Source organism: Paracrocinitomix mangrovi (assembly GCF_019740355.2).
GTDB classification, from domain to species: Bacteria; Bacteroidota; Bacteroidia; order Flavobacteriales_D; family Crocinitomicaceae; genus Paracrocinitomix; species Paracrocinitomix mangrovi.
Genome location: NZ_CP091819.1, coordinates 3,252,434 through 3,266,587 on the forward strand (window position 1 = coordinate 3,252,434; position 14,154 = coordinate 3,266,587).

Below are 14,154 nucleotides of genomic sequence, written 5' to 3' on the forward strand. Positions count from 1 at the left end.
AATTGCAGGGTTCAATGTACTTTTGACTGTTTAAGTGGTAAGTTCCATCACTGTAATTTCCGGCATGATCCCAAGTCGACCGGCGTATCCTAAAAAGCCAAATCCTCTGTTTACGTAAAGGTATTGACCATTTTCTTCATACAATCCAGCCCATTTTTTATAACGCAATTGAATAGGACTCCATTTAAATCCACCTGTTTCAATACCAATTTGAGCGCCATGAGTATGACCTGCAAACATGATATCAATATCTGGATATTCTTTTTTCACTACTTCATCAAAATGTGTAGGGTCATGGGATAGTAGGAGTTTTACATCTGCTTCACAACCTTCATATGCTTTTGCTAAATCTCCTACTTGATGAAAGCCTTTCCCCCAGTTTTCAACTCCAATCAATCCAATTTTATCTCCCTCTTTTTCCAGGTATAAGTGTTCATTTAGCAATAAACGCCAACCCAATTCTCCATGAAGCTCACGAATTTTTTTGTTGTTATTTTCTTTGGCTTCATCACTTTCCCACCGCACATAATCACCATAATCATGATTTCCCAAAATGGAATAAACACCTAATGGCGCATTGAGCCTTGAAAAAATTTCCATGTATGGTTCCATTTCTTCTGCTCGGTCATTTACTATATCTCCCGTAAAAAATATAACGTCAGCATTTTGGGCCATAATTAAATCAACACCTCTTTCAACAGCTTCTGAATTATAAAAACTACCTGAGTGGATGTCTGAAATCTGAACTATTTTAAGTCCATCAAAGGCCTTTGGTAGTTTGTCTAGTTTTACTTTTTGATTGCGAACCTTATATCTGTACGGTCCTGCAAGCATTCCGTATGAAAGACCCACCAATGGAACTGAGGCTAACGATAATCCGGTTTTAACCAAAAAATCTGAACGTGAAATTCCGTTTTCAATAGGTACTCCACTAATTTTTCGTTGGGTAAAAATGCTCAATCTTCTGATGTCATCAATTAATAGAATAAAGGCGAAAAAGAATTTGGTAAAGAAGTTAATCAGCAAAAATGAGAACCAAAAATTCAAGACAGCTCTTGAAAAATAGGGACCGAATACAAACAACATTATTAAAGAGATAAATCCTAAACCTAGCAGTACAAAAAAGGTGATTTTAGTAGTGTGTTTTAACCAGGGGCTCCAATGATCCCACCTGCTACTTAAAGCACTATAAGTGTACCATTCTAAAAGGCTGCCAATAGCCAAAAAAGTGATTAATAAAACTATAAATCGCATAAGGTGAGAGCAAAAGTCGGTAATATTCAAGACTTAAGAACGAATGGGGTCAAAAAATATGCTATTGAACTAAAGTTGTGCTTGACTTTGTTAGATAATTGTTGTAATTTACTGTGCATACATAATAAACAATTCTACGGAACCTCAAACTATTAATCATGAAAACTATCAAATTAACCCTGGTAGCCTTAATGTTGGCTACTTTCAGTTTAGCTCAAGATCAATCTGTTGTTCAGAAAAAAGATCTTTCTTCTAATTTGGTTGGAAGCTGGCAGCATCTAAGATCAGTTTATCCAACAGGTGAAATAATGACGTACACACGCGAATTTGATCTGTATGAAGATGGCACAGGCTTGTGCACAAGATTGTCAGAAAGTGATACAGTAGCTATCAAATTTGAATGGGAAGTAAAGGACAGTACCATCTATTTATACACCTTAAATAATAAAGGTAAAAGAATAGAAGCTGACGCTCAGTTGATTACACATATAGATGAAGCGGCTATGCATTTGGATGAACCAGTGGATGAAGGATATCTAGGTAAAGTGTGCATGTATCGCAGAAAAGACAGTAAGCTGGCAAAGTACTAATAGATGTTGAAGTAAGGTGTTACGAATAGCGACTAGAGATTTTTCAATGTGCTATATTATAAGAAGTCAATAGATGATTGATGTCTTTTAATGCCCAATCATTCAAGGCTGTATTTTTTTCAATTGCTTGTAATAACAGTTGATTGTATTCTTCATTTTGGTAGGATAAAATGCACTTTGCTACAGACACTGTTATATGACCATTTGACTCGTTATCAAATCTTTTTAATAAGGCATTTACTACCTGAGGTGAATCAATTTTTTTACCGAATTCAGTGAATTTTTGAAAGTATGAAACTTTCACATTTAGTATGTTGTCAATAAGTATTTCTTCTGCTAAAGTGGAGTCTTGATCTAGAATAAAATTGAGCATATCAATAGAAACTAAAGTTCTATCATCAATCTCTTTGATATTGTTGATGGATTTTTGGCTTAATGCCAATGATTTTTCAGGATAATTTGATGACAGATAAGCAAAAAGGGAATCATTGATGATGGCATATCGGTCCCACATTTTAAGCAGTAAGCTATCATAAATTGGCGTGTGATTTTGCCAGATGGATTTATAGATACTTTTTACACTGCTCTTCTTTAAGTACATGTTGCCATCAAATTGATCTAGATTTGAATTGATAATATTGTATGCAAAACTGTCTTGATATACTGCCACAACTTGCGCTAAAGAGGGTTCAGTTTCTGTATTTTCTTCAATGAAATTTCTAAATCTTTCATGCTTAAAATATATTAGGGCATCCGTGGTGCTAATGACATAAGAATGAGTTTTTTGCTTCCAATATGCTTCAATATTTTTGATGATTAAATCAATATCTTCTTCTTTTTGAAACTTGGCTAATGCAATTGTTGATCCTGGAAATTTATCCTTTGCCAAATCTTTAATTCCTTTATAAAGTGAAGTGTTTGGAGCAATTTCCTCGAGTAGATAGGCGGTGTACCTACTTTTTATTTTTTCACATATTATGAAGCTGTCCAATGCTGTTCTTTCGTTTTCACTCAAACCATCTAAATGAAAAAGATGGTTGTTTAAGTTCATTGTGCCATAACTACCGTGTATCCATTCGTTACCATAACGTCTGTATTTAAAAGTCCTATTGTCATTTCGGTGTTGTAAAATAAGTTGATAAAGAATGGTGTCTGCTGTGTCGGATAAAATTTCAAAAGCATAAGCCGCTACTACCGGGTTATTGTTTTGAGTTAATATTATTAGCTCTGGTACTGAGGCAGATTTTTTCAGTATTGCCGCATTTTTTAATTGCCTGGATGTTGCTTCACTGGCAAAAATTGTTGTTTCAAAGGTGTTTTCCTTTTTGATTGCTTTTACAATTCTTAATGTTTTAGAGGTGAGTTGTGTTTTTTGCCCTGTGCTGAATATTGGACAAAAAAGCATAAGCGTAAATAAAAATATTGTCAGCAATTTCATCTGATTTGGGTTTTACAGTATTACAATTTCATGATGCAAAAGTTACATTAACAGATTGCCTATAAAATTCAATTATTTGTTGATATGAATTCAACTGATACTGAAAAAGTTACATTGTGTTAAAAGAAAAACATTGAGTTAATATTATGCGCACCTAGTTTTTTATTTGTACCTTAAGAAGTCGTTAAACTAAAATTCATGAATAAAAATCTACTACTACTATCGATTTTATCGTTCGCTTTAAACATGGGTCACAGTCAATGCAATCCCACCAAAACCAAGATGATGGTGATTGGGGATAGCTGGGCATTTTTTTCCTGGACAGGCGATTCTTACAATGAAAATTTAGACAATTTTGGATTGTCTGATATTGACTGTTTTTCCAATACCACATTTGCGGTGAACGGATCTGAAGCTAGTAATTATTTTGATGATGCAGCGAGAGTACAGGCGCTAACAGATTACATTAATGGAAATCCTGATCTGGAATATGTTCATATGAGTTTGGGAGGAAATGATGCACTAGGAACCTGGAACATTAATTATACTGCCGCGCAAACAGATAGTTTGCTAGAAGTTATAATGTTGGATATTAAAAATGGTGTTGACTTAATCCATGCCGTTAATCCAAATTTGAAGGTTTTGATATCCGGATATGATTATCCAAATTTTGATGAAACAATAAGTACTTTGAATTCGGTTTTACAGCCTTTTCATCCTTACTACAATATGTGGGATGCAATGGGACAACCAAATGCTGAGCAGTTGAATGGAGTATTGGAAGATGCTACCATGAAATTTGAACAATATGCTGCCATTTGGAACAATGTTTATTTCGTAGATAATTTAGGTTTAATGCAGTTTCATTATGGCCAAAATACGGCATTACAGACACCACCTTATGGAACTTATCCCCCTCAATCAGTGACTGTTCCTGGCGGTTTAATTAACTATCCAAGTCCGCTTGATGCATTAAATTTTGGTGGACAAGATTCATTTCATTTAAATGATGACGCCTACGAAGTATTTGTAAGTAGACATTTTTCTGAGTTTTACTGGTATCAATTGAGAGCTCCTCATCAAACTATTTATGCAAGCGAATCAACTAAAAATGGATACACATCAAGTGCGGCTGCAGGCAGTGATATGGTGAAAGTTGGGAATGATAATTTTGAACAGCAATCAGCTATATTACATTTTAACACCGCTCCAATGGATGACACTTATCAATTAGTTAGAGCAAGTATTTTTATTAAACGTGATAGTTTAAACGGATCTAATTTAACTGCTGAAGACTTAACATTGGCTATTAAATCTGGCAACTTTGGTGCTACCGATAGCCCTGAAGTTGATGATTACTCAGATAATGGAGATTTTCAAGCGGTGGCTTGTACATACGGATCCTTAAATGCAGATGGAAATTACCTACGTATTGATGTTCCTACTGATATGTTCCAATATTTCAATACAACAGGAACTACAGAATTTAAATTGGCATACACCATTAGTGATTCTACAAGAATATTAGGATTTGAAAATATTGGAGATGACATTTTAATGGATTTGGAATACACGCAAAATCCTTTTGCTACTGTTTCAGATTTAAAGACAGAAGATTTGAAATTATATCCAAATCCAACAAAAGATGTTTTGAATATTCAAGCGGCCAATAAGTTCACAAATGCACGTATATATAACACTTCTGGTCAGTTGGTAAAAAACATGACTTTGCAAGGAACTGCAATTGATGTTCAGGATTTGAAATCCGGAATTTACATCATTGAGTTAGTGAATGGAGATGAAGTTAGTCGCAGTAGATTTGTGAAGGAGTAATTAGAGATTATCTTCTAAGGACTTAATATAATCTGCTAATCGTTTTTCACGAGGCGTCATTAAATCGTCTACATTGTCATGCTTTGGTTCATACCAATCAAAGTCTGCAAAGTATTCCTGGTATTTTGGAGTGGTAAATTTGTAACCATGTTTAGCAAAAATGCGGTTTCTCAAAAATGGCCATTCTGAAGGATCAACTCTTTCCAGTTTAGGGATTCTGATAGGATAGTTTACATAATAACCGTAATCAGTTATATCTTTTCCTGTTGCTTCCATGGCAAGACCTTCTTCGCCTTCAATATATTCTGCATAAGTGTTTTCAATGCAGATAAATCGATCCTGGATGAGGTAAATATCAACTTTGGTATCATTTACTGGATAATCTTGCTTATCACATAATTTACCCGACCAGTCATAGTATGCCAAATGAACAGTATAGTGCATGTATAAATCTGAAGCGATAAGCGGAATAAGGGTAGCAAATACATAACCATCAAGCACCTCCATTTCTTTCATAGGACTCATGGCTTGCTGCGGATCATCATCTGCAGTTAATCCCAGTATTTCATAATATTCTTCTCCCAGCATTGATTCTGTTTCAAAAGCATCATGTAATGCTTTTAAATTTTCAGGGTACTCTCGAACATATTCTTCAATTGCAATCTCATCTGTTTCGTCATTCTCCACAGTACTTTCTTGGGATGAAGTTTCTTCTGTGTTTTGAGTGTTGTTGTCGCAAGCAGCAATAAATAGACTAAAAAGTAAAGTCAATGGAATTTGGAACGTTTTAATTTTCATCAGATGATTTTTAATTAATAGAACAATGGAATTTTAACCAAATGAAATTCTCTGTTCAATTTGCCAATTGTGTAAAGTGTATCATTTAATACAGGTAGATTTCCAAGTTCAACACGCACATTATAATCAAGATATTTTTTTGGGTAATCTAGTACTTTTTCAGTTGCCAGTGTATTGGATTTTGTATTCAAAACACTATGATACAAAGCAATGTCATTATCTTTTATACATGAGATATGCTCACTTAATGATTCTTGAAATTTGCTATAATAAAATAGATGAATTTCGTCATCAATTTTAAATGAAGAGTAAGTGCCACTGTATCTTTCACCTATCATTGTTCTTTCCACTTTGTATTGATCAATCAAAATACCATTCTTAATTTTTAAAATAATTAAATCACTACTGAATTTTGTTTTGATATTGCTTCCCCCACTGGAAAAATATAAACCACCCCCGGTTATTGAACCTAGGCTTAATTCTACAGGTACATTTTTTTCAATTACCAGATATTGAAATTCATCAATTTGAAATTCTTCGTTTATCTGGTAAATAAGATTTGAATTTCTTGAGTTGGCTCCGGCTTTTTTGGCTTGATCATTATACGATTTAAAGCCCTCATTAAGATATGGTTCAATAAAACTCGCATCAAAATTTACGAGGTCATTGTATTTTTTAGTGGATGGTAAAAACCACGATATTCCTGTTAGTGAATCTTCTTCTTCGTCAACCCAACTAATCAATATTTTTTCATTTTCGGAGAAATTTTCAGGGATTTTAATGTCTAATATTTTTTTATTTACCAATTCAATTTGATGGGTTTTTGGACTTTGATTTTCAGTAAGTTGGTATACTGTTGCCCAATCAAAAGGCAACAAGTTATTATTGGCAGTGTATTGTCTGTCATCTGTAATTAATATGATAATCTCGCCACTGTCTGTTATTGCAGCATTCCGATAAGTTCCACACGTTTCGATTTTGTTCTTAACTGTTTGTTCATATTCTAATACAGCATTTTCATCCAAGCAAACTGTATTTAATGAGACAGCAGAACAATTTACTTTAGGGTCAATGATAATGCCTAAGTGTTTTTTATTGGGAGAGGTGCGAATTTCAATATCGTCAAGTTTAACCTCTTTTTTATTAAATGATTTAATGAGTTGAGGATTCTTTATTGAATCATTTTTCATATTATAAATCATAGAAAATAATCCAGTTTCGTTTTTTTCAAGTTCATCATTTTTACCTCGAAAAAAGAAAATGATTTCTTCTTTCAATCTTGTAAATCCTAATAATTCTTCCTCCTGGATATTTGGAATATCAAAATCACTGTAGCTGTAAACCTTATTAGATGTTTGATTAAACACTGTTAAAATCATTCGATTACGATAATTCTTAATCGCGAAAATAGAAGTATCAGAAATCATCTCCACTGCCAAACGGTTATAATATTGAGCTCGCTTCAAATGGGAATCATTGATTTTTGCCTCAAATTCAAAATCAATTTGGTTTTTGTGAGTAGATGGTCCAAGAAATACTGTGGTGCTATCCTGGGCTGTCACACTAGAAGTGGAAAGAAATAAATAAAAAGTAAATAAATAAACTATTAAATGTGTTTTGGGCATGCTTTAGGATTTTTGCTAATGTACAGATTTTCGAAATCACATTAGTCAAAGCAGTGGAGGATGCGTTCTCCTCTTTTCCAGCTCTTAGTTTTTGAATTGTAGTGGAATAAGTTTTCACTACTGCATGAGGCAGTCGCATGCCAGTAGGTGGTAATTTGCTTGTGCCTTCTATCAATTTTACCCGGAAATTTGTAGACTGAATCTGTTAAAAACCCATCTCTTTCAAAATGACCGTTGTTTTGTATGTAGAAGGTGTAAAACGGTCCGTTTGAAGCACCCGTATCATAGGCTATTGCCAGATCTTCCAGATTATCAAAATTTACGTCTGCAATTACGACATCTCCATAATATTCATCCATAATTTTCATATCTGTATTGAAATCTGTAATGTATGAAGTTGTTACAAACTGCATATCTTGAGGGAAGTAATACAGGTAAGAATCTAAGATGATGGTATCAACTAAATTCATTTTCTTATCAAAAATTTCTACTGTCCAAAAGTGTTTGTATGCCTCACTATTTTCATAGTATTCAGTAAATGAAATTTTGTAATTGTATTTATAAGAAAGTTGATTAAATACTGAAGTCAAAGTAGCCACGCTATCTCTCACCAATGTTGTGTCGTGTACAAAAACGGTGTCAACTTTTTCAATCGCTTCAAATTTTTCATTTGAATTTTTGGAATCATGCTTACAAGCTACAATCAGTAAAATTGATATGACCAATGATAAATACTTCATTTTGGCTAATGTAGATAGATGAATCGAAGTAAAAATCAAAGAAGGCGAAATAAACTAAACCAATTATTATTCGAACCTAAACCTCAATTATCGTCATAACTATCTCACCAATTGTAGTCCTATAAGCGAATTTTATTTAGGCAGCTTTCTTAGTGATTTCCTTTTTGAAAAACCTGCCATTTTTCAGTTTAAAAATTTCTCCTTTAATATTGATTTCATCCCCTTCGTCAAAGCACTCAAGTTGTTTTATACTGTGTTCAATCGTCATGATTCTTCCCTGATTTTCTCTTGCCAAATCAATATATCTAGGGTTGATTCCCAACTCGGTGCCACACATGATAAAATCAATTTTATGATTAATGGTATGCAACAATGGATTGTCTCTTGGAACGGCCCAGTTGTCGCAAATGAGTAATACGTTATCTACGTCTTCATATCTTTTGATACCGTGTTTCACAGCTTCAAAATTATTCTCGGGTCCATCACCTCCATATCCGCCTTTCATGCATTCTTCCATTTTGCGGTATACAGGTAAAAAAGCAGAGGTTTTAACACTGTATAGTCCACCTGTTTTTCCTATTTCTTTTTCGTGATCAGGAGTAGCATCTCCGTCATTAAAAAAGACGTGTTTTACTTTTTTGCCCTGTGCCATTTTTAAAGCGTGCAATACAATTATTTGTGAGTAATATGGATACATGCTTCCGGTCATATCTGTAACTACAAGGGTTTTGTCAGTTACTTTGGTTCTTGAAAGCATATTAAAAACACTACGATCTGCCAACATTGAAAAAGCTCCAAACAAAGCAGGTGCAGCCTTGGTCATAATGTAAAATGTGTTGTGGTATTTACCTTTTCTGCCTATTGAGTCATATCCCCATTCTACAATATATTTTCGTTTAAAAAGATCTCTTTCTATTTCACTTTTTTTGTAGCTGGAAATATCTCCTAGATAAACAGTGTCAATCTCAGTTGCCGGCTTAATTTCAATTGATGTTGTTTTATCATCAACAGTGGTTCCTGCCAATCTATTGATTACAGGTACTAATTGAGTCATACTTTCTTCATGCATTTTTGAAGCAGATGGTCTAAAGTAGACTACAAATCCATGAAACAATTCCTTTGCTTCAGTTTGATTTGTTTGATAGATAATGCGTTTGTCATATTCAACATCTTTATCAATGTTTAAGAAAGATCTTAAGCTTTCCCATCTTTTTCTATTGAGATAATGCTGATAAGAAGTGATAGTAGAATTATCAGAAGTTGCCACGTAATCCACTCGGTAAATTGTACCAATATCTAATGTTCTTGGTTTTACTCTTGTGATGCTATCCGAGTCAAATGACATAGGAACCCTTAAAGCTTTAAAGCTTCCTGTTTTTGGTCTGTATTTATCTACAAATTCAATTGTAGTATGCGCATATGTATGAGCTGTAATGATGAGCGCAATGATATAAGTTAGTGATTTCATAATAGTTTGTTTGCGTTTATTATGAAATGTAGATGTGATAAAAAAGTAACTTTTTAGTCACTAAGTCAATAAAATTGGGAGATTGAGCTTATTACTCGTAATGGATATCCAAAATTGGATGCAACTCAATTTCATTTTCAGCTGCATTTCTCGGGTACTTGTGATCAATATCTATAAACGCCACTCCGGTTATCGTAACAGTGGTTCCTTCTAAGCTGTCCTTATTGGTTTCAATCCACAGACGTACCTTTTCCATTTTGTCGTAAAAAATTGAATTTGAAATGTATTCACAACCCATGTTAGGAGATTCACAGTTTACATATTTGTCATTGCCGTCGGTTAATTTCACTTTCCAGTCTCCGTCTCTGTGCTTGCTTAGTTTATGAACTTTGGCGGTTATTGTAAAAGTTCTTTTTTCAATCTCCATTCGCACACTTTCTTTATCTGCTTCAGGAACATCAATACTTCCGATAGAATCCACTGTGGTAACAATTGGAATAGTGTCAATCAAATGGGCTGCTGTATCAATTCCGATTTTAATGTCTCTTCTTGTACTGGAACCATTACAAGAATCATCATTGTTTTTGCCTTTGTTACATGCCAATAACATGAATGAAAATAAAAATATAAAAGTACTGTGCTTATTCATCTTAAAAACTGGCTAACATTTCATCCTCCTCATCCGGAATATCAAATGCATCTGCGCTTGTTAAATGTCCATCTTGATCACTTACGCGGGTTAATTTTTTTCCTTGTCTAAAAACTAGTTGTAATCCATGTTCTTTTTCCCATTCACATTCACATGCTAAAATCACATAAATGTCCTTGTCGTTTACCGCTCTTCTACTTACAAAAACTTCGGTAGGATAAACAAAATTCCACACATTCAAAGGTTGTGTTCCCTTCATTTTTTCAGGAATATCATTTTCACTGATGTATGAACAATAGTCAACAAAGTTTCCAAATACCGCTTGGGCTGTCATGATTTTATAACCACTTTCAAGAGCCAAAAAGTTTTTCAAGGCCTCATCTGCTTCTTCAACAAAAGTTGTATCATCCTCATTAACTTCCATAAAAGTAACCGGCAATTCTTTTTCCACTAAAGGAATCTGGATTGACTGTCCTCTGTACCAGTTTTGAATGCGCTCGTCTTGATTTAATTCACCTACAACAGCAGAAACAATGCTTTTCATTTTATACAATTTGGTTCAAAGGTACTTACTTTTTAATGAGCTCGTTGAACTCATTTTCTAATTCATAATAATCCGGTTTGCTGTATATTTTTGTCAATGTCATTGATTTTTTAAATAAATCAATTGTGGTTTTAGAATCCCTTCCCAGTTCTTTTTCTGCATAGATTATATATAAATAGCCCTCGGAAAAATTTGGATATACTTTCATCAATATTTCCCAGGCCTTGATTGCTTTTTCATACTCTTTTTCGTTGTAAAAATGCCAACCGGCTCCATTTAAAATCCCAATAGTATAGGGGAAATCGTAGCCATAATGATTTATTATTTTTTGACTTCCTTCTTCAATCAAATCTAAATCTCTGGGTGCTGGAAAAAAGAACTGATTTTGTTGATTATTCCAATATTCGAAAATGTCATATAGTGCAGATGAAATGGTTAATCCCGGAGTGGCATTATGGGATGCTTCTTTAAACAAAACGCCACTTGCATTAATGTTAGGGTTTTGCAATTTTTTTAATGCACTATCCATTAATTCATATTGATCAGGATAATCTCCTCCAATTCCAAATCGATAATAAATATTTGAAGTAGTTTTTTTGTCATTTAAAGTTGAAATTGAATCGGTGAGATTTACATTTTTTTGAGTAAAAAATGGGCTCAAAGAAACTACAGCATTTATTTCATTTAGTCTTGAAAAAAGTAAAGATGTTGTAAAATAACCATATCTGGAATGGCCAATAAAGGTTCTGAATTTCCCTGCTTTATATTTGCTTTCCACAAAAGGAAATAACTCTTCAAACAAGAAAGCTTCATTGAGATGCGCTTTTCCTTTCTCGCTCGTCTCTTTATGTAGGGTTTCTATATATCTGTGTTCTTGGTCTGACGCAATACTTACAATTATAGATGAAGGCATTTGATCATTTACCGTTAAGTAGTCAATTGTATTGATGATATATTGATGACTTCTCTGATTTTGTTTGTCAAATATCACAATCACTGGAAAATCCTTATTAACGTCATCTTGCCATTCAAATGGAACTGTTATTGAGATGTCTTTATTATAACCAAGTTTATTTGAGTAGAAACTGGTATCCTTTATTTTGTGGTAAGAGGTTAAGTTTTGATTAAAAGCAGTAAGGGTTACTGTAATTGAAATCGTAATCAGGAAAAATATTTTATGCATAAGTTTAGGTTCAAAATTCTGTAGTTCAAATATAAGTGTGACCGTGGCAATAGTTTAGTTATCGCCTATAGTACATAAGGATATATTGGATTGCATTTTTAACTTCAATAAGTTGTTCTCTCCCTTTTCTTTTGAATTTATTATTCAATATCTCTTTTCTTATCACAAGGGCTGTTGCCATTAGATAAACACCTATGATAATAAATGACCAAACATGATCATGAAAGGTGTATACATAATTGAGAATTACGTACAATACCGGAATGGCAAGCGTGAATTGTAACCAACTAATTAATGCTCGTCCACTATCAAAATATGGATGGATATTTCTGCTATCATCTAGTTTTTGAACAAGCATCCTAAAATCATGATCATCTCTGTATTCAGCAGTATTTTTGATGATTTCAACGGTGTTTTCTAAAAGGTCATTGAGCTTCTCAATACTTTTGGATTCAGATTTATTATCTTCTATACTGGTAATTAAATCCTGGATAGAGTGAAGTGATATGGAAATAGCATCTGATCTAGACATCTTTTAACCTTCCTGCATTTTCTCTGTTTACAGTTTCATCCTGGGTTTCAATTTCTGTTAATTCTCCATCTTTTTCAATAAAGAATTTGAATTTATCAAAGTGAAAAACAGATAGATAAAGTACCATATTGATGATGATTGTAAGGATGCCTCTTTCTGATAATTCTCTTGGAGCAAAGTAAAATACAAGAATTCCGATAAATGTGATAACTATACTCAGTACTAATGCCGCTCGGTGATCGGCAAATAAATAAGCCAGCAATGCAAAGTAAATAGCATAAATTAAAAGAATGATTGCTATGGCAGTTGAATTCCCATATTCCATTGCAATAAATAAAGGGTATATTAGTGTAAGTATTACCAGAATCACCATGGTTATTTTTACACCCTGATTTTTACTGCTTTTATAAAATTCTTTTATTCCACTAGCTAGTTTGGATTGATAATCATTGGCATCAAACCCTTGAATATTTTCGTCCAAAATCTCAGTGTCTTTTGGTTCAACTTTTTGTTCAGTTTTTGTGATCTTGATAATCCAGGCAACAAGGTTTACAACTGGGAAATTGAGACCTATAAAATTCCAACCTGTTTGTTTGCCCTCCAAAACAAATTCTTTTAACAATAAGTTTCTGTAAACAGCAATAACTATGTAATAAGTAAGGGCGATACTCAATATCCTATGAAGTTCGATAAGAATAGATTGGTGAATGTCGAATTGATATGTGTAATAAGGTTGATCCTGGAAAAGTGCACTCATGATGTAGATTCTGAAAGCCCAAAAAATGAGTGAAAATGATAATTTATCCAGTCTTTCATTGTTTAGAATCAATGACGTAAAATGTAGGCTTTGTAGTTTTGAATTTTTTAAGTAGTCCATTAGCACTATGAACACATAGAACATCAAAATGTATTTGGTTGCGTTGAAGATGGCCAGTACATAAAAGAACATGGTCCTATCTGAAAACATATTTCTGTTATTCAAACCAATTTCTCCAAGTAAATCATCTAGTTTACTGACATATTCATATGACTGAGAGGATATAAATGTGCCTGAAAATACTAAAGCAAATAAGGCCAGCCAAAGTCCCTTTTGTCCCAGTTTTAAATATCCAAATGAGCCAAAAGTTAGAACGTAGGTAATGATTTCCATAAGTGAATATACTTCCATAGAGAATTCACTATTGTTTCCCAAAGCACTTATTGTTATTAATATTGCGGTAAATGATAAATAAATCAATCCGGCAATTTGCATGGGTTTTTTTGAGTCACCTTTTGTATTAGCGAAGAATAAAATAGCAAGTGGTGGCAAGGACCAAAAAAGCCTGAAAAAAACTAATTTGAAGTAATTCGTTTTTTGGGTTTCAAAATCATATGCACTTGTAAGATCAAATTCACTCGCAATTTGCCAAACAACTGCTATTATTAAAATAAACAAAGCAAATTGCTGAATTCTCTTATTAAGACTGCCTGAAAAATCCATAAGTTTTGGGTTTTAACTTG

Annotated in this window: 13 protein-coding genes; 2 read left to right on the top strand and 11 right to left on the bottom strand. The window is 33.4% G+C overall.

Annotation, left to right across the window (positions count from 1 at the left end):
* Positions 1–30 precede the first annotated feature (30 nt).
* Entirely contained in the window at positions 31–1,254 is a 1,224-nt protein-coding gene (locus K6119_RS14630) for a metallophosphoesterase (RefSeq protein WP_221832877.1), read from the bottom strand.
* Positions 1,255–1,412: 158 nt separating this feature from the next.
* Here K6119_RS14630 and K6119_RS14635 point away from each other — a divergent pair, with 158 nt between their 5' ends.
* On the top strand, positions 1,413–1,844 hold the full coding sequence (locus K6119_RS14635) for a hypothetical protein (protein ID WP_221832878.1): 432 nt from the start codon (positions 1,413–1,415) through the stop codon (positions 1,842–1,844).
* 43 nt (positions 1,845–1,887) lie between these two features.
* On the opposite strand, the gene K6119_RS14640 is transcribed toward K6119_RS14635, so the two are convergent.
* A complete protein-coding gene (locus K6119_RS14640; RefSeq protein WP_221832880.1) occupies positions 1,888–3,282 on the bottom strand; it encodes a hypothetical protein in 1,395 nt (464 codons plus the stop codon).
* A 198-nt stretch (positions 3,283–3,480) separates the two neighbouring features.
* Between K6119_RS14640 and K6119_RS14645 the strand changes: the two genes are divergently transcribed.
* Positions 3,481–5,115, top strand: a complete 1,635-nt coding sequence (locus tag K6119_RS14645; RefSeq protein ID WP_221832882.1) for a T9SS type A sorting domain-containing protein — start codon at positions 3,481–3,483, stop codon at positions 5,113–5,115.
* On the opposite strand, the gene K6119_RS14650 is transcribed toward K6119_RS14645, so the two are convergent.
* The 9 genes from K6119_RS14650 to K6119_RS14690 all read right to left on the bottom strand — a co-directional run bounded on the left by K6119_RS14650 (position 5,116) and on the right by K6119_RS14690 (position 14,134).
* Complete coding sequence (locus K6119_RS14650; RefSeq protein ID WP_221832885.1) at positions 5,116–5,913, bottom strand: YARHG domain-containing protein; 798 nt, start codon at positions 5,911–5,913, stop codon at positions 5,116–5,118.
* A 14-nt stretch (positions 5,914–5,927) separates the two neighbouring features.
* Positions 5,928–7,538 carry a hypothetical protein gene (locus tag K6119_RS14655; protein WP_221832887.1) on the bottom strand — a complete coding sequence of 537 codons (1,611 nt, stop codon included), beginning with the start codon at positions 7,536–7,538 and terminating at the stop codon, positions 5,928–5,930.
* A 41-nt stretch (positions 7,539–7,579) separates the two neighbouring features.
* Positions 7,580–8,278, bottom strand: coding sequence for an XAC2610-related protein (locus K6119_RS14660; protein WP_221832889.1), 699 nt, complete (start codon positions 8,276–8,278; stop codon positions 7,580–7,582).
* 136 nt (positions 8,279–8,414) lie between these two features.
* Positions 8,415–9,746 carry a hypothetical protein gene (locus tag K6119_RS14665; RefSeq protein WP_221832890.1) on the bottom strand — a complete coding sequence of 444 codons (1,332 nt, stop codon included), beginning with the start codon at positions 9,744–9,746 and terminating at the stop codon, positions 8,415–8,417.
* A 91-nt stretch (positions 9,747–9,837) separates the two neighbouring features.
* Complete coding sequence (locus tag K6119_RS14670; RefSeq protein ID WP_221832891.1) at positions 9,838–10,395, bottom strand: hypothetical protein; 558 nt, start codon at positions 10,393–10,395, stop codon at positions 9,838–9,840.
* 1 nt (position 10,396) lies between these two features.
* On the bottom strand, positions 10,397–10,939 hold the full coding sequence (locus K6119_RS14675; protein ID WP_237828030.1) for a DUF6985 domain-containing protein: 543 nt from the start codon (positions 10,937–10,939) through the stop codon (positions 10,397–10,399).
* Between the two features lie 25 nt (positions 10,940–10,964).
* Complete coding sequence (locus tag K6119_RS14680) at positions 10,965–12,122, bottom strand: alpha/beta hydrolase-fold protein (protein WP_221832892.1); 1,158 nt, start codon at positions 12,120–12,122, stop codon at positions 10,965–10,967.
* Between the two features lie 58 nt (positions 12,123–12,180).
* Positions 12,181–12,654, bottom strand: coding sequence for a hypothetical protein (locus tag K6119_RS14685; RefSeq protein WP_221832893.1), 474 nt, complete (start codon positions 12,652–12,654; stop codon positions 12,181–12,183).
* Positions 12,647–14,134 carry a hypothetical protein gene (locus tag K6119_RS14690; RefSeq protein ID WP_221832894.1) on the bottom strand — a complete coding sequence of 496 codons (1,488 nt, stop codon included), beginning with the start codon at positions 14,132–14,134 and terminating at the stop codon, positions 12,647–12,649. Before K6119_RS14690 ends, K6119_RS14685 begins: the two co-directional genes overlap by 8 nt.
* Between the last annotated feature and the right edge of the window lie 20 nt (positions 14,135–14,154).